This is a genomic window from uncultured Rhodospira sp., from assembly GCF_937138205.1.
GTDB lineage: Bacteria > Pseudomonadota > Alphaproteobacteria > Rhodospirillales > Rhodospirillaceae > Rhodospira.
The window spans coordinates 1-26,017 of sequence record NZ_CAKZOT010000035.1; the positions used below are offsets into that span (position 1 = coordinate 1).

General features: G+C 68.8%; 20 protein-coding genes. 13 read left to right on the plus strand and 7 right to left on the minus strand.

What is annotated here, in order from left to right; genetic code table 11:
- Positions 1-488: 488 nt before the first annotated feature.
- The 7 genes from Q0309_RS03705 (at position 489) to plsY (ending at position 5,999) form a co-directional block, all read left to right on the plus strand.
- Positions 489-890: a hypothetical protein gene (locus Q0309_RS03705; RefSeq protein ID WP_299437578.1), complete on the plus strand. Its 402-nt coding sequence runs from the start codon at positions 489-491 to the stop codon at positions 888-890.
- 86 nt (positions 891-976) lie between these two features.
- Positions 977-1,393: a VOC family protein gene (locus Q0309_RS03710; protein ID WP_299437580.1), complete on the plus strand. Its 417-nt coding sequence runs from the start codon at positions 977-979 to the stop codon at positions 1,391-1,393.
- 292 nt (positions 1,394-1,685) lie between these two features.
- Positions 1,686-2,612: a hypothetical protein gene (locus Q0309_RS03715; RefSeq protein ID WP_299437582.1), complete on the plus strand. Its 927-nt coding sequence runs from the start codon at positions 1,686-1,688 to the stop codon at positions 2,610-2,612.
- Between the two features lie 23 nt (positions 2,613-2,635).
- Positions 2,636-2,986, plus strand: coding sequence for a hypothetical protein (locus Q0309_RS03720; RefSeq protein ID WP_299437584.1), 351 nt, complete (start codon positions 2,636-2,638; stop codon positions 2,984-2,986).
- Between the two features lie 85 nt (positions 2,987-3,071).
- Positions 3,072-4,049: an aspartate carbamoyltransferase catalytic subunit gene (locus Q0309_RS03725; RefSeq protein WP_299437586.1), complete on the plus strand. Its 978-nt coding sequence runs from the start codon at positions 3,072-3,074 to the stop codon at positions 4,047-4,049.
- A complete protein-coding gene (gene pyrC / locus Q0309_RS03730) occupies positions 4,049-5,356 on the plus strand; it encodes a dihydroorotase (RefSeq protein WP_299437588.1) in 1,308 nt (435 codons plus the stop codon). The genes Q0309_RS03725 and pyrC overlap by 1 nt, the downstream gene beginning before the upstream one ends.
- A gap of 22 nt (positions 5,357-5,378) precedes the next feature.
- Entirely contained in the window at positions 5,379-5,999 is a 621-nt protein-coding gene (plsY, locus tag Q0309_RS03735; protein WP_299437590.1) for a glycerol-3-phosphate 1-O-acyltransferase PlsY, read from the plus strand.
- A gap of 38 nt (positions 6,000-6,037) precedes the next feature.
- Here plsY and Q0309_RS03740 read toward each other — a convergent pair whose 3' ends face one another.
- A complete protein-coding gene (locus Q0309_RS03740) occupies positions 6,038-6,259 on the minus strand; it encodes a hypothetical protein (protein WP_299437592.1) in 222 nt (73 codons plus the stop codon).
- A gap of 2,198 nt (positions 6,260-8,457) precedes the next feature.
- Between Q0309_RS03740 and Q0309_RS03745 the strand changes: the two genes are divergently transcribed.
- Entirely contained in the window at positions 8,458-9,489 is a 1,032-nt protein-coding gene (locus Q0309_RS03745) for a dienelactone hydrolase family protein (protein ID WP_299437594.1), read from the plus strand.
- 5 nt (positions 9,490-9,494) lie between these two features.
- Here the strand turns inward: Q0309_RS03745 and Q0309_RS03750 are convergent, their stop codons facing one another.
- The gene (locus tag Q0309_RS03750; protein ID WP_299437596.1) at positions 9,495-10,040 is read right to left on the minus strand and encodes a hypothetical protein; all 546 of its coding nucleotides are present in this window, start codon (positions 10,038-10,040) and stop codon (positions 9,495-9,497) included.
- Between the two features lie 338 nt (positions 10,041-10,378).
- Here Q0309_RS03750 and Q0309_RS03755 point away from each other — a divergent pair, with 338 nt between their 5' ends.
- Positions 10,379-10,726 carry a phasin family protein gene (locus Q0309_RS03755; RefSeq protein WP_299437598.1) on the plus strand — a complete coding sequence of 116 codons (348 nt, stop codon included), beginning with the start codon at positions 10,379-10,381 and terminating at the stop codon, positions 10,724-10,726.
- Positions 10,727-11,007: 281 nt separating this feature from the next.
- Here Q0309_RS03755 and Q0309_RS03760 read toward each other — a convergent pair whose 3' ends face one another.
- The 5 genes from Q0309_RS03760 to Q0309_RS03780 form a co-directional block, all read right to left on the minus strand.
- A complete protein-coding gene (locus Q0309_RS03760) occupies positions 11,008-11,304 on the minus strand; it encodes a hypothetical protein (protein WP_299437600.1) in 297 nt (98 codons plus the stop codon).
- Positions 11,305-11,641: 337 nt separating this feature from the next.
- The gene (locus Q0309_RS03765; protein ID WP_299437602.1) at positions 11,642-11,953 is read right to left on the minus strand and encodes a hypothetical protein; all 312 of its coding nucleotides are present in this window, start codon (positions 11,951-11,953) and stop codon (positions 11,642-11,644) included.
- 293 nt (positions 11,954-12,246) lie between these two features.
- Positions 12,247-13,098, minus strand: coding sequence for a polyamine aminopropyltransferase (gene speE, locus Q0309_RS03770; protein ID WP_299437604.1), 852 nt, complete (start codon positions 13,096-13,098; stop codon positions 12,247-12,249).
- 44 nt (positions 13,099-13,142) lie between these two features.
- Positions 13,143-14,045, minus strand: a complete 903-nt coding sequence (locus tag Q0309_RS03775; RefSeq protein WP_299437606.1) for a DUF1036 domain-containing protein — start codon at positions 14,043-14,045, stop codon at positions 13,143-13,145.
- A 142-nt stretch (positions 14,046-14,187) separates the two neighbouring features.
- Positions 14,188-16,287, minus strand: a complete 2,100-nt coding sequence (locus Q0309_RS03780) for a transporter substrate-binding domain-containing protein (RefSeq protein ID WP_299437608.1) — start codon at positions 16,285-16,287, stop codon at positions 14,188-14,190.
- Positions 16,288-17,038: 751 nt separating this feature from the next.
- Between Q0309_RS03780 and Q0309_RS03785 the strand changes: the two genes are divergently transcribed.
- The 4 genes from Q0309_RS03785 to Q0309_RS03800 all read left to right on the plus strand — a co-directional run bounded on the left by Q0309_RS03785 (position 17,039) and on the right by Q0309_RS03800 (position 25,870).
- Positions 17,039-17,617 carry a hypothetical protein gene (locus Q0309_RS03785; protein WP_299437610.1) on the plus strand — a complete coding sequence of 193 codons (579 nt, stop codon included), beginning with the start codon at positions 17,039-17,041 and terminating at the stop codon, positions 17,615-17,617.
- Positions 17,618-17,672: 55 nt separating this feature from the next.
- On the plus strand, positions 17,673-20,804 hold the full coding sequence (locus Q0309_RS03790; protein ID WP_299437612.1) for a methyl-accepting chemotaxis protein: 3,132 nt from the start codon (positions 17,673-17,675) through the stop codon (positions 20,802-20,804).
- A 101-nt stretch (positions 20,805-20,905) separates the two neighbouring features.
- Entirely contained in the window at positions 20,906-21,973 is a 1,068-nt protein-coding gene (locus tag Q0309_RS03795) for a permease (protein ID WP_299437614.1), read from the plus strand.
- Between the two features lie 264 nt (positions 21,974-22,237).
- A complete protein-coding gene (locus Q0309_RS03800) occupies positions 22,238-25,870 on the plus strand; it encodes a hydantoinase B/oxoprolinase family protein (protein ID WP_299437616.1) in 3,633 nt (1,210 codons plus the stop codon).
- The last annotated feature ends 147 nt before the right edge of the window (positions 25,871-26,017 follow it).

Genomic DNA, 26,017 nt, shown 5'->3' on the forward strand with positions numbered 1-26,017 from the left:
CGCAATGACGAGTCATGGTCCTGTTCGCAGCCGTCGTAGGGTGCGTCTGGAGGCGGCGACGCCGCCGACGACGCACCAGGTGGCCGCGACGGCCGCGAGGCGGTGCGTCGCCCGCCGCGTTCGCGGCGGTCAGACGCACCCTACGAGCTGGCGGAGACGTGTGAATATGATGGCCCGCAAAAGGGGAGGGAGTCCGGCCCGCACCCGGTTAGCGAGCCGCTCTTTAGCTTATCGTAAGGCGTAAGCCGAACTCCTCCCCCATTCATGGGGGAGGTTGGGAGGGGGTTCAGGCGGAAGCCGCCGCCTTCACGGGTGAGTGAGTTCGATAGGTCCATGGCCCCGTGGCCCGGTTTCCGGACCGGTGACGGGCGTCACTGATTTCCGCCCTCCCAACTGCGCAAAATTGTCACAGTTGGCTGCGAGGCTATTCGTTCGAGCCACAGGCGGTCCATCGACCGTCGCGCTCACGCCGCAGGGAGGATGGATACATGACCCGTTCCACTGGACGCTTGGCCATCGCCGCCCTGGCTCTTGGCCTCGCCACCAACGCCGGCGCCGCGCCGCAATCGGCGCCAGAGTCGATGCCGGCCGCGAACATCCCCGTCGCCTTTACGTCCGCGACGCCGGATGTCGACCGGCACGCCCTGTGCGACAGGGCGCTGGAAAACGTCGCCATCGGACGGCCGGTGCCGTTCCGCGCCGCCGGCTGTCTGCGCGCCTTCGTGCTGGAGGCGGACCCGGCCACACAGACGGCGGCCCGTCCCGCGCCCGAGGCCTGCGAGGCGCTGCTGCCCAGCCTGGCCGTCGGCGCCCCGGTGCGCCTGGGCGCGGCGGTGCCGTGCATCGAGGATTACATCCTGACCGGCCGGAGTCAGGTGGCGGAGCGGTAGCACCCGCAATGTCCCGGGATTGTCCCGAGCGGGCGACTCGGGCATTGTCTTCCTTCCGCACGTCGAAGGGAGGAAGCGAGACGCCCATGCCCGCGATCAGCCTGATCACCCTGGCCGTGGCCGACGTGGCGCGGTCCCGCGCCTTCTACGAGGCCCTGGGCCTGCCAGCGAAGCCGCCAAGCAATGAGGCCGTCGCCTTCCTGGATGCCGGCGGCGTCGTTCTGGGCCTGTACGGGCGGGACGCCCTGGCCGCCGACACGGGCCTGGCCGACGCGCGCCCGGGCGGCATCACCCTGGCCTTCAACGTGGCCACGCGGGACGCCGTGTCGGCGCGGCTGGCCGAGGCGGTCGCCGCCGGCGCCACCGTGCTGAAGGAACCGCGTGAGATGCCGTGGGGCGGCGTGGTGGCGTACTTCGCCGACCCCGACGGCCACCCGTGGGAAATCACCTGGGTCGCCGACTTCCCGCTGACCGAGGACGGGCGGATTGTGTTGGAGGGGTAAGCGGACCCTGCTCCAGCCGAGCCTCCAGCCGAGCCGACGGGTGCGTGCCGTGCGCGGCGCGGGCGTGGACACGGTTTTGTTTGTTTGGACTTCACCGGCTCGTTCCGTACGATGGTCCTTGGTTGGGGTGGGGCCGCGTCGAAACGGTCCGCCTTCGCGACGGATACGGGGAAGGGGCGCGGCGCGCCGGCGCGGACCGCTTTGGTCATTTCGTTGACGGACCATCTCGTTGACGGACCATCGCGTCGCGCCACGCCATGTCGCCCTTTCCCGAGCCGGGAGGTCCTGAGACATGATCACCGTGAGTCGCGCGTGGTTCCTGCCGATCCTTTTGTCCATCAGCGTGGCGATCGCGGGCTGCACGCCGCCACGCGACTACGAACTGGCCGCCGCCGCCGGCATCGACGCCCAGGATGCCCTGGTGGCCTTCTCCGAGGGGGCCAAACGGACGACGGTGGACGCCCGCACCCAGGGCCTGACGGCGGTGCTGTTCGACCTGAGGTCGCGGGCGGAGCGGCAGCAGGCGTACGAGACGCGATTGGCGCAGATCGAGAGCGATCTGGAGTCCTGGGCGCTGATGGAGGCCCATGCCGGCCAGTTGCGGGCCTATTTCACGGCGTTGCGCGCTCTGGCAACGACGGACTCGCCAGCCCGCACGGCCGGCGCCATCGGCGGCGCCTCCAGCGGGCTGGTGGCGGCGGGCGAGCGTCTCGGCCTGAGCCTGAACATCGCCGGCGAGGCCAGCGGCGTCATCCAGGAGCTTGCGCGGGCCTCCCTCACCATCGCGCAACGGGCCGCGCTGGCCGAGGAACTGGAGCGGCGGGCCACCCTGATCAGCGAACAGATCGACCTGCAGCGCAAGGCGATCGGCCTTTTGGCGGCGCGCTTCGAGCGCGACTTCGCCAGTGCCGCCGCCGACCGCATGGGCGCGGTGGAAACGGCCGTGCTGTCCGGCCGTGTCGGCGACGTGGAGCGAGTCCAGGTCGCGGAGATCCTGCGCGACAGCGTGCTGGAGCCCGACGCGGCCGCGCTTCAGGCGGCCGTGCAGGCGGCGCGCGACAGCGCCGACAAGATGGCCGCGCTGTGGGACGGGCTTATCCGCCGGGCCGCCGGGGACGTGTCGTTCGAGACGCTGGTCGACCGCGCGCAGGACCTGGCCGCCGAGGCCGGCCAGTTGAAAACCACTGCCGGCGTCATCTGGGGCGCAATCGGGTCGTGAGCTGAACGGAGGAGGACCCCATCATGCCCATCGTGACCGAGGACCAGCGCGACCGACTCCTCCTGCGCCTGTACCAGTTGCGCGAGGCATTCCAGGACATCCGCGCGGAGGTGCACGCGACCTATCCGCCCGACAGCGAGGAACGCGAGGCGTTCGCCCGCGCCCGGCTGGCCGTCGACACGGCTATCATCGACCTGGAAAACGAGGCCCTCGGCTCGGTCGCGGCGCAGATGAACGCGGCCAAGGCGCCGATCGACACGGCCACCCGGGAGCTGCGGGACAAGGTGGACGACTTCAACAAGATCGCGGACGGCGCCGAAAAGGCCGCCAAGGTGGTCGGCCTCATGGTCAAGATCCTCGATCTCGTCACCTGACGGCGAGTCGGCGGGGGGCGGCCCGGTTGCGACATTGCCCCTCCCCCTTGCCGCCACCGCCGGCCGGGGCTATGGTCCGCCCACCATGACGGACGCCGCCTTTCCGCACCGCCACCTCCTCGGCATCCAGGGGCTGCACCCCCCGGACATTCAGCATCTCTTGGATCTCGCCGACGGCCACGTGGACCAGTGCCGGGGCGCCGACAAGGCCAGCGACGCGATGGCCGGGCGCACGGTCATCAACCTGTTCTTCGAGAACTCGACCCGCACCCGCACCTCGTTCGAACTGGCCGCCAAGCGCCAGGGCGCCGAGGTCATCAACATGCAGGTCTCGACCAGTTCGGTGGCCAAGGGCGAAACGCTGATCGACACGGCGGTGACGCTGAACGCCATGCATCCGGACGTCCTGGTGGTGCGCCATCCGGAGTCGGGCGCGGCCAAGCTGCTGGCCGAGAAGGTCAACTGCGCCGTGGTCAACGGCGGTGACGGCGGCCACGAGCATCCCACCCAGGCGCTGCTGGACGCGCTGACCATCCGCCGCCGCAAGGGCCGGCTGGACGGCCTGCGGGTGGCCATCTGCGGCGACGTCCTGCACAGCCGGGTGGCGCGCTCGAACATCCACCTGCTGACGACCATGGGCACGCAGGTGCGCCTGATCGGCCCGCGCACCCTGGTGCCCCGATCGTTCGAGGCCATGGGGGTGGAGGTGTTCACCAACATGCGCGAGGGCCTGACCGACTGTGACATCGTCATGATGCTGCGCCTGCAGACCGAGCGGATGCGCGGCAATTTCATTCCCTCGGTGCGTGAGTACTTCCGCTTCTACGGGCTGGACCGCGACAAGCTGTCGCGGGCGCGGCCGGACGCGCTGATCATGCATCCCGGACCGATGAACCGGGGGGTGGAGATCGACTCGGACGTCGCCGACGACTTCGAGCGCAGCGTCATCCGCGAACAGGTCGAGATGGGCGTGGCCGTGCGCATGGCCGTGCTGCGGCTGTTGGCCGGCAACCTCGACCACACGCGCCGCAACCAGCCGTTCGCCGGCGCGGGAGGGGTGTGATGGCCCTCGACGTGCCCGGCCGCGTGGCCTACGCCAACGCCCGCCTGCTCGACCCCGCCACCGGCCTGGATGCCATGGGCGGCCTGCTGACCGAGGGTGAGCACATCGTGCATCTGGCGCCCGGCCTGTTCGCCGACGGCACCCCGGTCGGGGCGCGGGTGGTGGACTGCGGCGGCGCCTGCCTTGCTCCGGGGCTGGTGGACATCCGCACCCAGTTGCGCGAGCCCGGCCAGGAGCACAAGGAGAGCTTCAAGAGCGCCGGACGCGCGGCGGCGGCCGGCGGCGTGACCTCGATGGTCGGCCTGCCCAACACCAACCCGGTGATCGACGACGAGGCGGCGGTCGAGTTTGTGGCCCGCCGTGCGCGCCTGATCGGACTGGCCAAGGTGTTCACGTACGCCGCCGCCACCAAGGGCCTGGAGGGGCGCGAACTGGCCGAGATCGGCCTGTTGCACCAAGCCGGCGCCGTGGCTTTCACCGACGGCGTCAAGGCCATCGCCGACGCCCAGGTGATGCGCCGCCTGCTGGCCTACGCCGCCAGCCACGACCTGCTGGTCATCCAGCACCCGCAGGAACCGTCCCTGGCCACCGGCGTCATGAACAGCGGCGAGACGGCCACCCGCCTGGGCCTGGGCGGCATTCCGCGCGAGGCCGAGATCATCATGCTGGAACGCGACATGCGGCTGGTGGCGATGACCGGCGGGCGCTATCACGCCGCCCACATCAGCACCGAGGACAGCGTCGAGATCATCCGCAAGGCCAAGGCGGCCGGCCTGCCGGTGACCTGCGACACGGCGCCGTTCTACTTCGCGCTGAACGAGCTGGAGGTCGGCGACTACCGCACCTTCGCCAAGCTGTCGCCGCCACTGCGCAGCGAATCCGACCGCCAGGCCATCGTCGACGGGTTGGCGGACGGCACCATCGACGTCATCGCCTCCGACCACTGCCCGCAGGACCAGGACACCAAGCGGCTGCCGTTCAATCTGGCCGAGTTCGGCGGCATCGGCCTGGAAACCCTGTTGCCGGTGACGCTGCGGCTGGTGCACGAGGGCCGGCTGCCGTTGCTCAAGGCCCTGGACCGAATCACCCGCGCGCCTGCCGACCTGCTGGGGCTGGAGGCCGGGCGGCTGCGCACCGGCGCGCCGGCCGATCTGGTGATTTTCGATCCCGAGGCGCCGTGGAAGGTGGTGGGCGATACCATGCGCTCCAAGTCCAAGAACTCGCCGTTCGATGGCCATCTGGTGCAGGGCAAGGTGATCCGGACGGTCGTGGACGGCCGCACGGTGTTCCCCGAAGGGGCGGGGTGAGCGGGGCGAGGGGAGAGCGACCATGACCGAACCATCCATGACCCTGGGTCTGGCCGCCGTGGCCGGTTACCTGCTGGGCTCGGTGCCCTTCGGGCTGGTGCTGACGCGGATGGCCGGCCTGGGCGACATCCGGGCCATTGGCTCCGGCAACATCGGCGCCACCAACGTGCTGCGCACCGGCCGCAAGGACCTGGCCCTGGCCACGCTGATCCTGGATTCGGCCAAGGGCGCCATCGCGGCGCTGGGTGCTCAGGCGCTGGCCGGCTGGAGCGGCGTCGACCCCTGGATCCCCGTGGTCGCCGGCGTGGCCGCCGTCGTCGGCCACAACTACCCGATCTGGCTGCGCTTCAAGGGCGGCAAGGGCGTGGCGACGACGCTCGGCGTGCTGCTGGCCACCGCCTGGCCGGTGGGGATCGCCGCCTGCCTGATGTGGCTGCTGATGGCCGTGGTGTTCCGATATTCCTCGCTGGCCGCGCTGACCGCGCTGACACTGGCGCCGGGCTTCGCCTTTGCCATGGCCGGGTGGCCGCACGTGGTCGGATTCGCCCTGCTCGCCCTGCTGGCGTGGTGGCGGCATCGGGAGAACGTCAGGCGACTGCGCGACGGCACGGAAAGCAAGATCGGGAAGAAAGGGAAGGCTTAGGTGCAGATGGCCCACACGCCGCCGCCGGGAACCTCGACCTATTTGGCGAGAACGGTGGAAAGGTAAGCGATCACGGCCACCGTGATCCCGATCATGGACAGGGCCACCCCGATGACCGTCGCGACCATCCCCCACATGGCTCCCACCGTTGGCATCCGTGCCAGGCGGAGCCCGATGTCCTTCAGAAGCCCCTTGATCTCATCGAGATCCCGGCGGACGTGCTCCTGCTCGACCTCCAGGCGCGTGATCCGGTTTTCCATCGACATCGCTCCTGCATCCCTTCGTTTATGTTGGGCTTCCGGTGTCGATTCGGCAAGGGGCACGGGATCCTCGGGGGACCTGACAAGGTGTGAAATCAACGAGGGGTCGATCCTGCGCCGCGCCACGACTTCCCCCCGAACCTTCGGTCCTCGGCCAGTCACGGTCAGACAGTACGCATTAGATGCGATGGCCGCAACGTGAATCCCTTTTGTTGGTGATCGTGACCTCCGGAAAACGCGTGCCGGCCAGAGCGAAACAGAAACCAGGGGGGAGATTTCGGAAGGACGACCAAACCGGTGTCCGCTCCGCCGAGCCTGATGGGGCTCGTCCGGTCCCCACCGCATTACCGAAACGTCATGTTGCGGCAAATCGCCCGTTAGGTCGGATCTGTCATCGTTACATCATCAGGAGCGGCACTCCACGGCCGGTTCTGAACCTCGAGGCAGCGAGGATACCCCGATCAGCCAGAACCTCTTAGTGAGTGTGCCGACCCCTAACCGGTGTTATCCGACCCAGAGCTTGCATTCCGCGACCCGCGCGTTTCAGCCACGCAAAAGGTCGCACGAGAGATCGAAGCAACGCCCGTCGCGCAAGACCCTTGTGCGGCGGGCGTTTCGATTCCGGCCCGTAATACCAGCCGACGCGACTGCGCCGGCGCCGCGAAGCGGCGGAGGCGATAGAACGGACGAGTCCGTTCTATCGCCGATCAGTATGTAAGACGGCCCGCGCCGCGCCCTGCCATGCCTTGCGCCTGCACATGACATGCACTGCAAAAAGAACATGCGGGCGCCATTGATCCGCCCCAGCCGGAGAAACATATTCGGTTTATCGGGTTTGGCGAACGGTAGCCGGGCCTGAACCTCGTTGGCGCGAGGATACTTTGAAATCCAGCCAAAACCCCTCCACGGGCGACACCCCTCAGCCAGGTGTTGTCCCGATCCAGAGCAAGGACGGGTGATCCGTGCGCTTCAGCCACGCACTGGGGATCCCGAACCACCGTAAGGGCGCCCGCCGCACACCCCCCTGTGCGGCGGGCGCTTTTCGTGGGGCGGGTCCCTTTCGGCGGGGCCAGCCGCGCCCCGCGATGATGAACAAGACGTCATGCGGCGGAAATCGCCCTGTCACGCTCGGGTATGTATGTTTGGATCATCAGGAGCGGCGCTCCACGGCCTGTCCTGAACCTCGAGGCAGCGAGGATACCCCGACAATCAGCCATAAACCTCCGATCCCAGATGGACCCTTCAGCAAGGTCCCATCCGTATCCAGAGCAAGGACCCTGCGGACCCCGCGCTTCAGCCACGTGACGGTTCGCACACGAGACGACCCCCCGCACCCGCCGCGCCCCAACGCGGCGGGTGTGGCTATTCTGGGGGGTGCGTTGGCTGCCGCCGTCCCGGTCGACCGCATGACCGCCGGACACCCCCGCAGCACGCCGCCGCCGGCTTCACTTTACAATCATGACAAAGACGTCATGCGGCGGAAATCGCCCTGTCACGCTCGGGTATGTATGGTCACATCATCAGGAGCGGCGCTCCACGGCCGGTCCTGAACCTCGAGGCAGCGAGGATACCCCGACAATCAGCCATTGACCTCCGAACCCCGATGGACCCTTCAGCAAGGTCCCATCCGTATCCAGAGCAAGGACCCTGCGGACCCCGCGCTTCAGCCACGTGACGGTTCGCACACGAGACGACCCCCCGCACCCGCCGCGCCCCAACGCGGCGGGTGTGGCTATTCTGGGGGGTGCGTTGGCTGCCGCCGTCCCGGTCGACCGCATGACCGCCGGACACCCCCGCAGCACGCCGCCGCCGGCTTCACTTTACAATCATGACAAAGACGTCATGCGGCGGAAATCGCCCTGTCACGCTCGGGTATGTATGGTCACATCATCAGGAGCGGCGCTCCACGGCCGGTCCTGAACCTCGAGGCAGCGAGGATACCCCGACAATCAGCCATTGACCTCCGAACCCCGATGGACCCTTCAGCAAGGTCCCATCCGTATCCAGAGCAAGGACCCTGCGGACCCCGCGCTTCAGCCACGTGACGGTTCGCACACGAGACGACCCCCCGCACCCGCCGCGCACCATCGCGGCGGGTGTGGCTATTCTGGGGGGTGCTTCCCTGGCGTCAGCCAAGGTCCTATCGTGAGCCGGTCCCGACCGAGGGCGGATCACGGTCAAGGCGAGGATCACACTTCATGACTCGGACGATGAAAAACGGCGGGTGCGGTCTCGCGGTGGCGCTGGTGGCGCTGTGCGGCGCCGCCGGGGCGGGCCGTGCGGCGGACGACTCGGAGCAGGCGCGCCCCGACGCCGTGCTGGCCTTTCCCACACGCGATGTGGCGGGCGTGCGCGAGTTGTATGCCGACCCCAAGACCCCCGACGCCACGGCGTGGGGCACACTCACGCTGCCAGACGATCTGGCCGACGGCGAGACCGTTCCCGCCATGATCATCCTGCACGGCAGCGGCGGCGAGTGGAGCGGACGCGGCGCCCGGCACGCGGCGTTTCTCGCCCGCCACGGCATCGCCGCGCTGGTGGTCGAGACCTTCGAGTCCCGGGGCCTGGGCCGGGGCATGGCCTACATCGAGCGTCTGCGCCACGCCAACCTGCCCGATCAGGTGACCGACGCCTACGCCGCGTTGGAGGCCCTGGCGGCCCGTCCGGCCATCGACGCCGAGCGGATCGGGGTGATGGGGTATTCGATGGGCGGCATGTCGACGTTCCTGGCCGCGTACGACGAAATCGCCCGCGAGGCCAGCGACACCCCGCACCGATTCGGGCTGCACGTGGCGTTCTATGCCCCGTGCGCGTTCGCCCTGAACAACCGCCGGACGACAGGCGCGCCGATCGTGGCGCTGTGGGGGACCGAGGACGAAAGCACCGACAAGGCCGCGTGCACCGGGTTCCTCCGCGAGCTCGAAGCCGGCGGCAGCCCCGTCACCGCGCACTGGCTCGAAGGCGCCGCGCACGGGTGGAACAATCTGAGCGACCGGCGGTTCTACGCCTCCCTGCCCACCGCGCGGCCGTGCTGGTTCCGCGTGCGCGGCGACGGGACCATGGTCGAAGAGGTCACGGGCCGCGCGGCGCCGACCGACACGGCCATGGTCGACGCGTTGTCGGTCTGTTCGGATCGCGGCTACACGATCGGGCATGACGCCGAGGCCAACGAAACCGCCAACCGGCTGCTGCTGGAGGCCATCGGGCGCGCCCTGGGTCCGGCCGACTGAGGAGATCACTCCTCCAGCATGGCGTCGATCTTGGCCTGATCGAGGGTTCCGTGCGCGCCGTGGATGATGGCGCTGGCCACGTCCATCAGCCGCTGAAGCGACCGGCTCGCGGACCGGGCCTGCTCGGCCACGGCGTCCGTCCGGCCGCGCGCCAGCGCGGTTTCCATGCAGCCCACCGTGAAAAGGGCCAGCCCGTTCATGCGGGTGATGGTCTCGTCGAACGGCTGTCGGTAGCGCGGCGGACAATGGTCATAAGCTTCGATCGCCAGGTCCTTGTCGCGAAAGCCGCTGTCCGCGAAGTGGGCGGCGTAGGACTTCGGCTGCCACGCCGCGCAATCCTCGACCAGGTCCGGCATGTCCGGCACCATTTCGAGCATCATGACGATTTCGTTGAAATGGTTCAGGTAGTCCGTGGCCAGGAGGGTTTCCGGGTTGATGTTCGTTCCCTCGACCCGCGCCCGAAAGGCCTCGCATTCCGGACTGTCCTGATCCTCCGGCGCCATGTCGGTCGGCGTGCCCACCACCGGCTCGCCGTCGCCCGGGTCGGTCATGCCGTTTCTCCCGCTGCGTTTCCCGGTCTCTAGCGTCGGACTGTATCACCATGCCTCGGGTCTTGGAATCGGCCACATGGCAGGGGCCGGGCCGGCCCAAAGGCACGCTTTGGGCGCGGACGGGTATTGTGCAGTGCACAAAAATCTGTTGACACGTCCGCGAAACGGACTAGAGTCAAGGGAATGCTGCAGTGCAGCATCGGAGCCGAACGAGAGAGAATGCCATCGGGGCTCCGGACCGCCCGCCGCCAGCGGGACGCCCTGCGACCAGACGCGGACGTCGCGGCGCCGTGCCGGACCGAAGCCCCGCGCAACACACACGGTGAAAGGCAAAAGCCATGATTCGCAACTATGACGATCTGATCGCGTTCAACAAGGACAACCTGAACGCCGCCACGGCCGCCAGCCAGGCTCTTGCCAAGGGCCTTGAGGACATCAGCAAGGAGGCCGTCACCTTCTCGTCCAAGTCCATGGACGGCGCCGTTGCCGCCAGCAAGCAGCTGGGCAGCTGCAAGACGCCGGCCGACTTCACCAACCTGCAGACCAAGCTGGTCAAGGACAACTGGGAGATCATGATCGCCCAGACCAAGAAGATGGCCGAGATGTCCAACGGCGTCGTCAAGAACGCCATGGAGCCGCTGCAGGCGCGCACCAAGGCCGTCATGGAAACCTTCGCCCGCGCCTGATCCGGCCGAGCCAGTCCACCGCGCGGACCGATCCGCGAGCCTCGCGCCGCCCGGCGCGGGGCTCGTTCCGTTTTGGCTCAATACGCGTGCGGTCAGCGTCGCGGAAAACACCGGGCAACGAAAGCCCAGCACGGCCGGTCGGTGCGACCGCGCCCAAACACGTAGGGCGGGCTCGGCTCGCGGCCAGCCCGCCCCAAAGTCACCGATCCTGCCCGGTTCGTGGCGAGACACACGAAACCGGGGCACGATCCGGTCAGATCAAGAACCCTTGATGGTCGCCCTTATTCGGCCGGCACCTTCTCGGGGCACTGCACTTGGACGCTGCACACATAGCCGTTGGCGGTTTCGGTGCAGTCGCAGGAGCCGATGCGCGCGCGGATCGGCTTCTCGCCGATGATGCAGGCCTGCTTCATGGCGTTCTTTTCCGCGTTTTCGCAGGCGTGCGCCGCGCGAAGGCCGCCGGCCATCGCCTGACGATACTGCGGCGATTCCCGGCTGTACTCGGCCGCGCCCGCGGACGCATACGTCATTACGGCGGCACCCAAGGCCGCGGCAACCAAAATGCCCTTCTTCATCATGATGAAAGCTTCCCTTTCGCCGGTTCCCCTCGGTCGCGCCCACCGCGCCCGAACGACAAAAAAGGATACACCGTGAGCATCGAAAGTCCAGGAAGGGCTTGTGGATCGCACCGCCGCTTCCGTGGCCCACGGCACCCGTGGCGTCGTGTCGAGCCTGCCCGGTCCGTGCCGGCCGTTCCGACACGTGCCGCGTCGTCGGCACACCCGGACGCGAAGGGGAACAGAAATGAAAAAACGTCACCGTAGGGCGGGGAGTCCGAGGCGGCTCCCCCCCTGCGGTGGCGCGCTTGGCGTCGGCTCCCGGTGTCCGGAAGCGTCACACCAACCCGATGACGCCTTACTGAGCGCCGCCGTGGCACTCGGCGACCACATAGCAGACGGTCCGGCCCAGTTCCTTCACGTCGCAGGTGCACTCGCTGATGCTGCGCGGCGGACCAAACACGCACGCACGGTCAGCGCGCTCGGTGACGGAGTTGCAGGCAAAGCGCGCATTCATGCCGTTGCCGCGCACGCTCACCGGCACCCAATCCGAGACGGTCGCTTGTTCCTCGGCAGCCGCCGCCTCGTCTTGCGCGGCAACCGGCGCCGAGTAGGACATCACAAAGGCAACGCACACGGCAGCCGTGGCCAGATAGCTCTTTTTCAGCATGGAGAAACGTCCCCCGTTTCACAGGTTCCCGAAGGTCGCGCCAATCGCAACCGACCGCCGATCAGAATACACAATAAGCCCAGGATTCCTAGGGTGGAATCGGGATTCCGCCGGCCCCCGGCCGCGGGGCGCGGAATCGCGCGGGGTGGCGGCGGCGCTCGGGGGCCGGTCGGAGGGCTCCCACGGGTGTCAGAGGCGGTTGACAGCCCGCGAGTCGAGTCGTGCCGCCAGGGATTACACCGCGACTCTTGATCAGCCCGAATGCATGACCTGACCCGCGACCGCGCGCGTCGTCACCGCATCAAGTCGCGAACGTAGCGGGGCAAGGCGAAACAGGCGCTCTGGATCTCCGGCGTCCAGTAGCGCGTGTCCAGCTCCAGGCCGTCGATGCGCCGCGCGATCTCGTCGGCCGACAGGCCCCGGTTGGCCGGATCCTTGCTGGCCCACCCCAGCGCCATGAAGCCACCGACGTAGCTCGGCACGGGCACAACATAAAACGTGGCGTCGGCGAACCCCGCCCCCCGAAAGCGATGCCACGACGTGGTGAGTTCCTCGCCCTGGGTGAAGGGCACGCCGTTCTGGGTCACCAGGATGCCCCGTTCCGACAGACGCGCGTGGCAGTCGGCGTAGAAGTCCTGCGTGAACAGCACCTCGCCCGGGCCATGCGGGTCGGTGCTGTCGACGATGATGACGTCGAAGGTCTCGCCGCTGGTCTTCATGAAGTCGACGCCGTCGGCGATGACGATGCGCGCGCGCGGATCCTCCAACGCGGCCTTGCCGATGGCCGGCAGCCACTGCTTGGAGAATTCGACCACCCCGGCGTCGATCTCCACCAGGGTCGGCTCGACCGCCGGGTGCTTGAGGGCCTCGCGCAGGCAGCCGCCGTCACCGCCGCCGACGATGCACACGCGCCGCGCGGCGCCGTGGCCGATGATGGGCACGTGCACCATCATCTCCTGGTACATGAACTCGTCGCCCTCGGTGATCTGGATCACCCCGTCCAGGGCCAGCACGCGGCCGAACACCGGCGTCTCGAACATCGCCAGGTCCTGGTGTTCGGTCTGCTCGCGATGAATCCAACGGTCGACGGCGAAGATCTGACGCCAGCCGGGGTACAGCGTTTCCTCGAATCGGTCGGTGCTCACGGGATCGGGCCTCGTCTCTGTTTCGGTTTCAGTCGGATAAGGGCTCACTCCGCCGCCTTGTAGCGCAGCAGGTTGCCGCGCGGCAGGGCGAGCATCTCCAGGTGCGCGTCGTCGACATACTGGACGCTGAAGCACAGCGGCGTGTCGTTGTCGGCGAGGCGCACAACGACGACCGGCTCGCCGTCGCCCATGCCACCAAAGACCGGGCAGGCCTGGGCCACCTCGAACGGGCCTTCCTCCATCACGTCGGCCTCGTAAAAGGCGGTGTAGGAGTCTTCGTCGAACGCGATCGACGACGCCGGATCGTCCCGCGACAGCCATGTGCCACGCAGGGATTGATGCGTGTCGGCCAATTGCCCGTTGTCGGCGGCCGGCCGGGGCGCGTCCGGCGCGCCGAATGGCGACTCGGGCGTGGCGGCCTGTTCCTCGTCAGGCGCTCCGGGTTGGGTCCCCTCCGACGGCGATCCGGCGTCCAGCGCGTCGGCGCCGGGCACGGTGCGCGGACTGAGGACCAGGGTATAGGCCACGGCGCTCTCGCCGGTGTCCACCTCGCGGAAGTCCAGCTCCTGATAGCCGCGCGCGACGCAATCGGTATCGCCGGCGATCAGGAAGGCGTCGGGGATGGCGCAGAAGAAGTACCCGTCACCCTCGAACTGTTCGCTGGGGTCCTCGGCCCGGTAGTAGTAATAGCGTTGCGTCAGGTCGCCCTCGACCGGCATGACGCAATCGCCCGGTTCCAGGTGCCACCACCCTTCCGAGGTCCACAGGCCGTCCTGGCTGTAACCGATGGCCAGCCAGCGCGCGACGCTGGTTTGATTGCACACCTCAAGGCCGGCCAGCGCCGGGGCGGACACAACGGTCACGGCGACGAGCGTGACAAGGGCGACGATCCCGCGACGGAAACGGCCGGGGACGGCGCGCGGGCCGGACTGGAACTGCGGGGGCATGGCTCTCTCCATAAGGCCGGGGGCGAGACATGGCCGGCGCGCCGGGCGCACGCGGGCGTTCCCCCGTAGGGTAACAGGCGCGGCCTTTGGTCACGAGTGGATTGAATGCGACAATCGAACCCCACGCCCCCCTGAAGCAACCTCAGGATTCGGACGCCTTCAGCCGGGGGCCGTTGACAATAGTGTCGGACAGCCGCCGTCCCGCCGGGAAGATCAGGCGCACCGTCGTTCCCTGGTCGAGGACGCTGTCGTAGTCCAGATCCCCGCCGTGCAGGGCGATCATCTCCTTGACGAGGGCGATGCCCAGCCCGAAGCCGCCGGCCTCGCGGGCGACCACCGGGCTGGACTGATAGAACGGCTCGCCCAGGTGCGCCAGTTGATCGGCGGACATGCCGATGCCTGTATCTGTGATGGTCACGGCCACGCCGCCGTCGGGCCTGTCCTCCAGGCTGACCTCGACCGAGCCGCCCTGGGTGAACTTGACGGCGTTGGACAGCAGGTTGGCGACCATGCGCTGGACCTGCTCAGCGTCGGCCCACACGCGCTCCGGCGTTGGCGGCCCGATGACGCGAAGCTTGGTCGCGTTGGCCGCCGCCAGAGGGGCCACCACGGCCACCTTCTGCTCCACGATGGTGCGCAGGTCGACCACGGACTCAAGCAACGTCACCCGGCCGGAATCGATATGCGTGATGTCCATCACGTCATCCACCAGCGCCTGCAGGGCCTGCCCGGCGGCGTGGATGTTGCGTGTGTACTCGCGGTATCGGTCGTTGCCCACGGGCCCGAACATCTCCTGCACCAGGATGTCGGAGAAGCCGAGCATGGCGTTCAGCGGCGTGCGGAACTCGTGGCTCAGGGTGGCGAGGAAGCGGCTCTTGGCGGCGCTGGCCGTGGCCAGGGCGGCGGCGGCGTGGCGAACCTCGGCCTCGCGCTGGCGCGCCTCGGTCACGTCGCGGACCACGGCCAGGCTGCCGCCGTCGTCCATGGGTGCCAGGCGAGCCTGGAAGTGGCGCGGCGGGCCGTCCGGCCTGTCGAGCGTGTATTCCAGCGACTGGCTTTCGCCGGTCTCGTGCATCCGCTCCAGGGCCGCCCGCGCCGCCCGGGCGGTGTCCTCCGGCAGGGCATCCTCGATGCGTTGTCCCAGCAGGCGCTCGACGGGCACCAGGGCCAGCCCCTCCGGATCGTGGACGTCGACATAGCGGCCCTCGGCGTCGAGGCGGAAGAACAGATCAGGGATGACCTTGATCAGGGCGTCGGCCTCGGCCCGCGCGTGCTCCGCCCGCATCCGCTCGGTGTCCAGGCGGGACGCCAGGCGGCGCAGGTGGTCGGCCTGCCGCTCCAGGCTGCGCCCGCGCGCGCCGGCCAGCGCCGTGGCCCGCCGCTGGCCCGCGTACAGGACGGAGACGATCACCAGGAACAGCGCCAGGATGCCGGTGGCGTACGGAAGCAGGACATCGAGCGGTATCCCGGTCTGGGGGCGAAGCTCGGGCAGCCACTTTTCATACAGGCGGTCGAGGGTGCCGTCGGCAATGGCGATGGCCAGCCCGCCGTTCAGGCTGGCGAGCAGGTCCGCGTCACCGGCCTGCACGGCAAAGGCATACGAGAGAGAGAACCCCTCCAGCGTCAGCGGCGCCGGCGCAATGCCGGTCAGGCCGCCCTGATCGATCAACAGCACCCCTTGCAGGCGCGGCGCGACCACGGCGTCGCAGCGGGCCGCCGCCAGACAGTCGAACGCCTCGGCGAGGCTGGGGAAGGCCGCGACATCATCGCCCCAGGGGCGCGCCCGGGCGTATTCGTGGCCCACATCGTCGCGCATGACGGCCACCCGCAGCGGCGCGAGGTCGCTTTCCTCGCGCACGCGCGGTCCGCCTTCGCGGACGAACACCGCGCCGTGCGTGACGACGATGGGCACAGAGAAATCGAGGTATTCATCGCGTTCGGGGAAGATGCCGACGAACGGCAGGGCGTCCAGCCGCCCCTCCCGCAGATCCGAGAGCAGCACCGGCCAGGGGCCGACCCTGAAGTCCACCTCAAGGTTCATGGTTTCAGCGACGGCGCGGAACAGATCGATGGAAAAGCCCACCGGCCGGCCGGCCTCGTCCACCATGGCGAACGGCGGGTAGTCCAGTTCGCTGCCGACGGTCAGCGCCGGCTCGGCATGGGCGGGCGCGCCGCGTACCCCCAACACCCCCGCGATCAGGAGCGCGCATAGGAGTCTAACACTGAACCGATGGCCCCTCATCACCCGACCACCCATGCGCGCAGCCTTTCTGCCGCAAAGCCCCATTTCGCCGACTCCGGCCCCGATCCCGGTCGGCGTCATCGACGCTGGTCTCGTGAGATCGGCCCGCATCCGCCACGCGTCACACGGACCCCACGGCCCGTTTCGTGGGCCCGGTCTCGAATTCGTCTAGACATTATAGCGAAGGCCGGCTCACCCGTCCAAACAAGTCGGGAACCAACAGCCTTTACAATTTAAGAATGATTTAAGGTCTAAACAATTCCGCAACCTGCCGCGTTCTCATCCCCCAACTGCTTCCCCGTTGGGCAAACCGGGGCCGCGAAACCTGGGGGTGACGTCCACGTGGCCACGTCAACCCGGCCTCGCAACAGATCCATCCGGTGGAGTCGCGGGTGGGGCCGGGCGGTCCCTCTGTGTTCGGCCCCGTCCCAACCCGCGCGGCCCGCGACGGTGCCGCCGAGTCCCTGTTCAGAGGCTCCGGGTCCATCCGGTGCACCTTTCAGTCCGCTCGACCAAACCGGGGGCGCGTGGATTCCGTAACGAAGTGGAATTGAGTCGACTCCCGCGTAAAATCCGACCCAATTTTGTCGGATATTGCCCTCGTGCCCACCAAGGCGGTACACGCCGAATTGTCGACGGCTGTCGTTCGAGCGCGAACAAACGCCTCTTTCATGCGACCCGGTTCTTGACAGCCCGAACGAATATACAGTTCTTCAGTGTGAGAAATCGACCCAGGGGGAGGACCCTCGTCATGAAATGCCTGATTGCGTCTGCGGCACTGGCGCTGGCCGCCGGAGCCCTGGTGTCGCCCGCCGGCGCCAACGCGTTTCGCCCCCAACTCGAGGCCTTGATGGCGAAAGAGGTCCAACCGTGGCTCGCCGATGCCGTCCTCATCGACGCCATCAAGGCCGCGAACGACAGGCACGCGGCGTTGACCACGGCGGAGATCGAGGCGCTCGATCAGCAATGGAGACACGAAGCAGAGGCCGGGTCGGGGCCACTGTTGGACAAGGTCCTGGGCTCCGATCTGTCGGCGTACCTGTCGGAGCGCAAGGCGGAGATGGACGGCACCGTCTCCGAGCTCTTCGTGATGGATAACCGTGGCCTGACCGTGGGCCTATCCGACGTGACGTCGGACTACTGGCAGGGCGACGAGGACAAGTGGCAGAAAACGTTCCAGGCCGGTCCCGGCGCCGTGTTCGTTGATGAGGTTGGATTCGATGACAGCGCCGAGTCCTTCCTGTCGCAGATCAGCAAGACCATCGTCGATCCCGTCACCGGCGACGCGATTGGCGCCATCACCGTCGGCGTGAACGTCGAGCTGTTCTAGTCAACCGGAGCCACCGCGCCCACCCCATCTGCCCCCTTTCGGAAAGTCTCGGCCCGTGACCATCTCATCGCGCATTCTGATCGGTTTTCTGTTCATTCTGTTGCTGACCATCGCCGTGGCCGCGATCGGCTGGCAGTCCCTGGTCAGTCGTGATGCCGCCTTTGACACCGAACGCACCAGCCTGGCCGCCCAGGTCGAGGTGGGCAACGTCGTCCGGCAGGAACTGCAGGGCCGCGTCGACCGTATGCTGGAGGTCGAACAGCGCGTCCACCAGGGGATCGCGGACCTGAAAGCCACGTTGGCATCCCTGGCCGAGCACAACGCGATCGCCGGCGAGACACGCTCGGCCCTGGGCGCCGCCGAGGCCTACGAAGCCAACTTCGCCACCTTCAAGACCAACGAGGCGGAACTGGAGCAGGCCGCGACCGACGTCGTCGCGGTGGAGCAGACCCTGCTGGATGCGATCGATGAGGTGGTCGCGCAACGGGTCGCGCGTGTGGAAAAGGCCCGCGAGCAGACGCGCGACGCCGTCGTCGCCCGCGAGGAAGCCGCCGCCTTGCAGGCCACGGCCCAGACCGTGCGCGATGCCGTCGCCGCCGCGACCTTGCGGTTGGAACAGTATCGGCGCGCCAATACGCGGGTGCGCGCACAGGAGGCCGGCGCGGCCGTGCGGCGGTTGTCCAACACGGTCAAACGGCTGGGGGAGGCGGTCGCCCAGGTGGACGCGGTCGAGCAGGAGGCCCTGGCCCAGGCCAGCGCCGACCTGCGCGCGGCGTTCAAGGCGTTCGATACCTCGGCGGCGAGGCAGCGCGCCCTGGACGACGAGCGCGAAGACGTCGTTGAGGCCATGGACGAGGCGGCCGAGACCCTCGACGTCGGGGTGGATCGCCTTTTGCGGTTCCATAACGCGCGGCTGCAGGCGGCGCGCGAAAACGTGGTCAGGCGAGCGGTCCTCATCGACCTTTCCGAACAACTCCAGACCCTTACGGACCTGAAAACCCTGGCCGCGCGCGCCCGTGTCGCCGAACAACGCGTCGCGCGCACCGCCGATCCCGACGATGCCGAGGCGGCGCGGGAGGCAACGCGCGCCCTGGCCACGGCCACCACGTCGCTTCGCGAGGCAGCCGAGGCGGGCGCCACGGCTGCCCTGGTCAAAAAGGTCTCGCAGGCGGTTCAGGCGTACCAGGGCGCGCTTGAACGGACGTTCGAAATGGCCGCCGAACGGGCCGCGGAAGCCGACGCGAGAGACGCCGCCGAAAAGGGGCTGGACGCCTCATTGCGCGCGCTGACGCAAATGACGTCCCTCGCCAGCGAGGCCGCCGCCGTCACCACCAACCAGGCGGCGACCACGGAAGCCATGGCCTTCAACACCCTCGACGCGGCGCAGGACACCATCCGCATCGCCGGAACCCTGAGCGTGGCGGCCGAGCACGTCCGCGAGCATATCCTGGAATACATCGACACACACGACGAGGCCGTGGTTGCGGAGGTTCGGGAGCACATTCAGGAGTTCCACGAGATCAGCGCCACGATGGTCGCCAGCATCGCCCAGACCGACCCGTGGAACGTCGGCGATCTGGAGACGCGCCTCGATACGCTGATCGGCCAGGTCGCGACCATGTTCGAGGCCCTCGTCGTGAACGTCCATGCCATCGACGAGGCCACGGCGGGGATGCAACAGGCGCGCGCCGATCTGGTGGCCGCGCTGGACACGGCGAACCAGGCCGCCCAGGCCCAGGCCGCGAAAGACCGCGCCTTCGCCACGACCCTGCTGTTCAGCGGAACCGCCCTCGCCCTGATCCTGGGGATTGCGGGCGCCGTGTTGATCGGACGCTCCATCACGCGTCCCCTGGGCGCCATCACCCGCACCATGAAACGCTTGGCGGACAACGATCTCTCGGTCGAGGTGCCGGGCCGCGACCGCAAGGACGAGGTCGGCGCCATGGCCGCCGCGGTCGAGGTCTTCAAGCACAACAGCCAGCAGATCGAGGCCATGCAGGCCGAACAGGCGGCCGAGCATCGGCGCAACGCCCGCCGCGTCAGGAGCGAGATGTTCGCCCTGACCAACGCTCTTGATGAAGAGGTGCGCGGCTCCATCGCCGCCGTGCAACAGCAGACCGAACGGATGCACGAAGCCGCCGTGAAGATGGCCGAGGCCGTCTCCCACACCGAGGAGGGAGCCGGCGCCGCCTCGACGGCGTCACGCGACTCGGCGGCCAACGTCGACGCCGTGGCGGCGGCGGCGGAGGAAATGGCCAGTTCGATCGCCGAGATCAGCCGTCAGGTTAGCACCGCCTCCGATATCGCCCACCGCGCGGCTCGCGAGGCCGAAGGCGCCAACGACCGCGTCGAGGGGCTGGCCCAGGCGGCCGGCCAGATCGGCGAGATCGTCAACCTGATCAGCGACATCGCCAAACAGACCAACCTGTTGGCCCTGAACGCGACGATCGAGGCGGCGCGTGCCGGTGAGGCCGGCAAGGGCTTCGCCGTCGTGGCCAACGAGGTGAAGACGCTGGCCAACCAGACGGCCAACGCCACCGAGGACATTGCCAGACAGATCACCACCATCCAGGACGCCACCAACGGCGCCGTCGCGGCGATCCAGAGCATCGTGCGGGTGGTCGGCGAGATCAACGAGATCACCACCGGCGTCTCCGCCGCCGTCGAGGAACAGTCGGCGGCCACTGGCGAGATCAGCCAGAACGCGCAGCAGGCCGCGCGCAGCACCCAGGACGCCTCCGGCAACATCGAGGAGGTGTCCCGCGGCACCGAGATCACGGGCGGTCATGCCCGCGACGTGCGACAGTCCGCCGACACCGTCAACACCCGCATCCGGCAAATGCTGGACGACCTCGAACGGATCATCCGCGCCGGCAGTGAGGAGGAACGCGAACAGCACGCGTTGCGTACCGTCAACATCGGCGTTACCGTTGATCTGGGTGGCGGTCGCACACAGTCTTGCCTGATGCAGGAGATGTCGTTCAGCGGGCTGGGCACGCTGGACCGCTCGGTCGAGGGCGAGCGCGGCCACGAAATGACCATCGACGTGCCGGGGCTGGGGCAGGTGCTGGCGGTGATCGTGGCCCGCACCGACACCGCCACGCACATCCGCTTTGACGCCGCCGACGCGCAGATGGAGCGGCTGGAGGCCTTCGTGCGGGACCACCAGCGCCGCGCGGCGGCTTGACGCCGCGCCGGATGCACACACCTATGCCCGGAATCCCGTGACACGTTTTTTTTGCCCTGAATGTTCGACTATTCTGCAACTGTAACCCCGAGAGGGCGCCCATGACCGAGACCGTTCAGACAACCACCCCCACCGCCTCTACCCGGTCGCCCGGCGCCCTGTGGCGCGGCATGGACCGCGTGTGGCTGGCCACGCTGGCCGTGCTCGGGCTGGTGGCCGTGCTCGACCCGCCGCAGGCCTGGCCGAGCCTGACCTTCACGGCCGAGGCGGTGTGGAACATCCTGCCGTTCCTGGTCGCCTCGGTGCTGATCGCCGCCTGGACCAAGGCCACCGGCCTTGACCAACAGATCGCACGAGCGACCAGCGGTCACCCGGCCCAAGTCATCACCCTGGCCGCGGTGTTCGGGGCGCTGTCGCCGTTCTGTTCCTGCGGCGTGGTGCCGATCATCGCCGCCCTGCTGGCCGCCGGCGTGCCGCTGGCGCCGGTGATGGCGTTCTGGCTGGCCTCGCCGCTGATGGACCCGCAGATGTTCCTGCTGATGCTGGGGGTGTTCGGCTGGCCGCTGACCCTCGCCAAAACCGGGGCCGCCGTGGCCCTGGGCCTGGTGGGCGGCTGGGTCACGCTCGCGCTGGTCCGCAGGGGTGGCTTGGCCGACGCCATGCGGCCCGGGGTCGGCCCAAAGTGTTGCGCGGCGAAGAAGAGCCTGCGCCCGGAGCCGGTGGCGTGGCGCTTCTGGCGGGAGCCGGAGCGGCGCGCGACCTTTTCCGGGACCGGCCGCGAGACCGGCCTGTTCCTGCTGAAGTGGCTGACCCTGGCCTTCCTGGTGGAGAGCCTGATGCTGGCCTACGTGCCGGCCGACGTCATCGGCGCATGGCTGGGCGGCGATGCCTGGTGGGCCGTGCCGCTGGCGGCAGTGGTGGGGATTCCCGCCTACCTGAACGGGTACGCGGCCGTGCCGACGGTGGCCGGGCTGATCGACCTGGGCATGGTGCCGGCGGCTGGGCTGGCCTTCATGCTGGCCGGCGGCGTGACCAGCATTCCGGCGGCCATGGCCGTCTTTGCCCTGGTGCGCCGGCAGGTCTTTGCCTTGTACGTCAGTCTGGGACTGGGCGGCGCGGTGACGGCGGGGCTGCTGTTCAGCCTGTTGGGCGGCGGTGCCGTTTCGTGATGGGCCGGCCTCGGCGACGCGGCGGAACACGGCGCAAAGGGGGCGGCGGCATCGGCCACGGTCCCGGTGTCGGACCGGGTGCCGGCCGCCGCGGTGTCGGGCATGGCGTTCTCCCTCGCGATGAGGACAGGACGCTCACACGGCGGGATGGGACGCGTTTCGAACCGCCGCAAGCGGTCGGTCGTTGCCACCCTCGCCTCTGGCGGGCTAAGCCGGACGCATCACATTTCGGTAGAACAGGCCCGTCCGGAGAAAGCGTCGCCCATGCCCGCCACCGACACCGCCGACAATGCCCCCCAGGCCGCCGAAACGTCCGACCGCTGGCAGATCTGGATCGATCGGGGCGGCACCTTCACCGACGTGGTGGCGCGGCGGCCGGACGGCGCCCTGGTCACCCACAAGCTGCTCTCCGAGAACCCGGAGCAGTACGCCGACGCCGCGCTTCAGGGCATCCGCGATCTGTTCGGGGTCGGGCCGAACGACCCCATCCCCACGGACCGGATCGAGGCCGTGAAGATGGGCACCACGGTGGCCACCAACGCCCTGCTGGAGCGCACCGGCGACAGGGTCGTGTTGGCCACCACCCAGGGCTTCGGCGATGCCCTGCGCATCGGCACCCAGAACAGGCCGCATCTGTTCACGCGCGAGATCGTGCTGCCGGAGATGCTGTACAAACGCGTGGTCGAGGTGCCCGGCCGGGTCACCGCCGAGGGCGAGGAGATCGCGCCTCTGGCCGAGGACGCCGCCCGCGCCGGCCTGCAACAGGCGTTCGACGCCGGCATCCGCGCGTGCGCCGTCGCCTTCCTGCACGGCTACCGCTATCCCGACCACGAGTCCCGCGTGGCGGAGATCGCGCGAGAGATCGGCTTTTCGCAGGTCTCGGTCAGCCACGCGGTCAGTCCGCTGATGAAGCTGGTCGGGCGCGGCGACACGACGGTGGTCGACGCCTACCTGTCGCCCATCCTGCGCCGCTACGTCGACCAGGTGGCCGGCGACCTCGGCGACACCCGGCTGATGTTCATGCAGTCCAACGGCGGACTGACCGACGCGCGACTATTCCAGGGCAAGGACGCCATCCTGTCCGGCCCGGCCGGCGGTGTCGTGGGCATGGCCCGTACGGCGGAGATGGCCGGGTTCAAGAAGCTGATCGGCTTCGACATGGGCGGCACCTCGACCGACGTGTCCCACTTCGACGGCGAATACGAGCGCGCCTTCGACACCCAGGTGGCCGGCATTCGCGTGCAGGCGCCGATGATGCGCATCCACACCGTGGCGGCCGGCGGCGGCTCCATCCTGCACTTCGACGGCGCCCGCTTTCGGGTGGGGCCGGACAGCGCCGGGGCCAACCCCGGCCCGGCCTGCTACCGGCGTGGCGGACCGCTGGCCGTGACCGACTGCAATGTCGTCCTGGGCAAGATCCAGCCGGACTTCTTTCCCAAGGTGTTCGGGCCGGACGCCGACCAACCGCTGGACGCCGAGGCGGCCCGCGATGGCTTCGCCGACCTGGCCGGACGCATCGGCGACGGCCGCCCGGCCGAGGCGGTGGCGGAAGGCTTCCTGCGCATCGCGGTCGAGAACATGGCCAACGCCATCAAGACCATCTCCATCCAGCGCGGCTATGACGTCACCGAATACGCCCTGGTGTGCTTCGGCGGCGCCGGGGGCCAGCACGCCTGTCTGGTGGCCGACGCGCTGGGCATGTCGACGGTGTTCCTGCATCCGTTCTCGGGCGTGCTGTCCGCCTATGGCATGGGGCTGGCCGACGTGCGCACCATGGGCGAACGGTCGGTTGGCGCGCCCCTGGACGACAACGGCGTGCGCGAGGCCGAAAAGGCGCTCGACACCCTGGCCGAGCAGGGCCGCGCCGAGATCGAGGCGCAGGGCCTGGACGGGACCGGCGCTCATGTGCTGCGCAAGGCCCACCTGCGCTACGACGGCACCGACACGCCGTTGATCGTCGACGCCGGCCCCATCGACGCCATGAAACAGGCGTTCGCCGAGGCGCACCGCACCCGCTACGGCTTCGTCCTGGACAAGCCGCTGGTGATCGAGGCGGTCTCCGCCGAGACCATCGCCACCACCGTCGCCATCGACGAGGCCGACCTGGACCTGCCGCGCCGCGACGGCGCGCCCGAGCCGCGCGACCGGCGGCGGCTGTACAGCGGCGGGGCGTGGCACGACGCCCCCTTGCACGACCGCACCGACCTGCGGCCGGGCGACACCATCGCCGGGCCGGCCATCATCGTCGAGCCCACCGGCACCATCGTCGTCGAGCCCGGCTGGCGGGCGGCCTTCACCGCCAAGGGCCACATCGTGCTGGAGCGGGCGGAACCACGCCCGGACTCGGTGGCGTTGGGGACCAAGGCCGACCCGGTCATGCTGGAGGTGTTCAACAACCTGTTCATGAACATCGCCGAGCAGATGGGCGCGACGCTGCAGAACACCGCCAGTTCGGTGAACATCAAGGAGCGGCTGGACTTCTCCTGCGCCGTGTTCGACGGCGCCGGCCACCTGATCGCCAACGCGCCGCACATGCCGGTCCACCTGGGCTCGATGAGCGAATCCGTGCAGGCCATCATGGCCGCGCATGGGGAGGCCATGCGCCCGGGCGACGTCTACGCCACCAACGCGCCCTATAACGGCGGCACTCACCTGCCCGACGTGACCGTGGTGACTCCCGTTTTCGACGAGGCCGGGCGGGAGATCCTGTTCTACGTCGGCGCGCGCGGCCACCACGCCGACATCGGCGGCATCACCCCAGGCTCCATGCCGCCCCTGTCCGGCAGCGTGGAAGAGGAAGGCATTCTGATCGACGCCTTTCACCTGGTGGACGCCGAGGAGGGCTTTCGCGAAACGGCGCTGCTGGACCTGCTGGAGGGCGGCCCCTACCCGGCCCGCAATCCGCGCCAGACCATCGCCGATCTGCAGGCCCAGATCGCCGCCAACGAGAAAGGCGTGCGCGAGCTGCGCCGCATGGTCGACCAGTTCGGGCTGGATGTGGTGCGGGCCTACATGGGCCACGTGCAGGCCAACGCCGAGGAGACCGTGCGCCGCGTGCTGGACGTGCTGGAGGACGGCACGTTCACGGTGGAGATGGACAACGGCGCGGAGATCCGCGTGTCGATCACCGTGGACCGCCAGGCGCGCGGCGCCGTGGTGGACTTCGCCGGCACGTCGGACCAGCTCGCCGACAACTTCAACGCGCCCAAGCCGGTCACCCGGGCGGCGGTGCTCTATGTCTTCCGCACCCTGGTCAACGAGCCGATCCCCATGAACGAGGGCTGTCTGAAGCCGATCGAGATCCGCGTGCCCGAGGGCTGCCTTTTGAACCCGGTGTATCCGGCCGCCGTGGTGGCCGGCAACGTCGAGACCAGCCAGGCGGTGGTCGATTGCCTCTATGGCGCGCTGGGGGTGATGGCCGCCGCCCAGGGCACCATGAACAATCTGACCTTCGGCAACGCCCGCCACCAGTACTACGAGACCATCTGCGGCGGTGCGGGGGCGGGGCCGGACTTCGACGGTGCGTCGGCCGTGCACACCCACATGACCAACAGCCGCCTGACCGACCCGGAGGTGCTGGAGGCCCGCTTCCCGGTGCTGGTGGAGGACTTCCATGTGCGGCCGGGCTCGGGCGGCGCCGGCGCGCACCGGGGCGGCGACGGGGTGGTGCGGCGGTTGCGGTTCCGCGAGGCCATGACGGCGTCGATCCTGTCCAACCGCCGCCGGGTGGCGCCGTTCGGGCTGAACGGCGGGGCGGACGGCGCCTGCGGGCGCAACACTGTGGAGCGCACGGACGGATCGGTCGAGGACCTGGGGGCGACCGGGTCCACCGAAATGGCCCCGGGCGATGTGCTGGTCATTGAGACCCCCGGCGGTGGGGGATTCGGAACACCGTAGGGTGCGTCTGCGCCGAAAGGCGCGACGCACCATCAGCCGGTGCGTCGTCCGCCGCAGTCGCGGCGGTCAGACGCACCCTACGGCTTGCTGGGGGCGGGGGATTCGGCACATCGTAGGGTGCGTCTGCGCCGAAAGGCGCGACGCACC

Excerpts from the sequence above, each read along its gene's own strand:
- Q0309_RS03765 (WP_299437602.1), bottom strand. The coding sequence starts at position 11,953 with ATGCTGAAAAAGAGCTATCTGGCCACGGCTGCCGTGTGCGTTGCCTTT.
- Q0309_RS03755 (WP_299437598.1), top strand. The coding sequence starts at position 10,379 with ATGATTCGCAACTATGACGATCTGATCGCGTTCAACAAGGACAACCTG.
- Q0309_RS03785 (WP_299437610.1), top strand. The coding sequence starts at position 17,039 with ATGAAATGCCTGATTGCGTCTGCGGCACTGGCGCTGGCCGCCGGAGCC.
- pyrC (WP_299437588.1), top strand. The coding sequence starts at position 4,049 with ATGGCCCTCGACGTGCCCGGCCGCGTGGCCTACGCCAACGCCCGCCTG.
- Q0309_RS03800 (WP_299437616.1), top strand. The coding sequence starts at position 22,238 with ATGCCCGCCACCGACACCGCCGACAATGCCCCCCAGGCCGCCGAAACG.
- Q0309_RS03760 (WP_299437600.1), bottom strand. The coding sequence starts at position 11,304 with ATGATGAAGAAGGGCATTTTGGTTGCCGCGGCCTTGGGTGCCGCCGTA.
- Q0309_RS03780 (WP_299437608.1), bottom strand. The coding sequence starts at position 16,287 with ATGAGGGGCCATCGGTTCAGTGTTAGACTCCTATGCGCGCTCCTGATC.
- Q0309_RS03795 (WP_299437614.1), top strand. The coding sequence starts at position 20,906 with ATGACCGAGACCGTTCAGACAACCACCCCCACCGCCTCTACCCGGTCG.
- Q0309_RS03740 (WP_299437592.1), bottom strand. The coding sequence starts at position 6,259 with ATGGAAAACCGGATCACGCGCCTGGAGGTCGAGCAGGAGCACGTCCGC.
- Q0309_RS03750 (WP_299437596.1), bottom strand. The coding sequence starts at position 10,040 with ATGACCGACCCGGGCGACGGCGAGCCGGTGGTGGGCACGCCGACCGAC.
- Q0309_RS03705 (WP_299437578.1), top strand. The coding sequence starts at position 489 with ATGACCCGTTCCACTGGACGCTTGGCCATCGCCGCCCTGGCTCTTGGC.
- Q0309_RS03710 (WP_299437580.1), top strand. The coding sequence starts at position 977 with ATGCCCGCGATCAGCCTGATCACCCTGGCCGTGGCCGACGTGGCGCGG.
- Q0309_RS03720 (WP_299437584.1), top strand. The coding sequence starts at position 2,636 with ATGCCCATCGTGACCGAGGACCAGCGCGACCGACTCCTCCTGCGCCTG.
- Q0309_RS03725 (WP_299437586.1), top strand. The coding sequence starts at position 3,072 with ATGACGGACGCCGCCTTTCCGCACCGCCACCTCCTCGGCATCCAGGGG.
- Q0309_RS03715 (WP_299437582.1), top strand. The coding sequence starts at position 1,686 with ATGATCACCGTGAGTCGCGCGTGGTTCCTGCCGATCCTTTTGTCCATC.
- Q0309_RS03745 (WP_299437594.1), top strand. The coding sequence starts at position 8,458 with ATGACTCGGACGATGAAAAACGGCGGGTGCGGTCTCGCGGTGGCGCTG.
- Q0309_RS03775 (WP_299437606.1), bottom strand. The coding sequence starts at position 14,045 with ATGCCCCCGCAGTTCCAGTCCGGCCCGCGCGCCGTCCCCGGCCGTTTC.
- plsY (WP_299437590.1), top strand. The coding sequence starts at position 5,379 with ATGACCGAACCATCCATGACCCTGGGTCTGGCCGCCGTGGCCGGTTAC.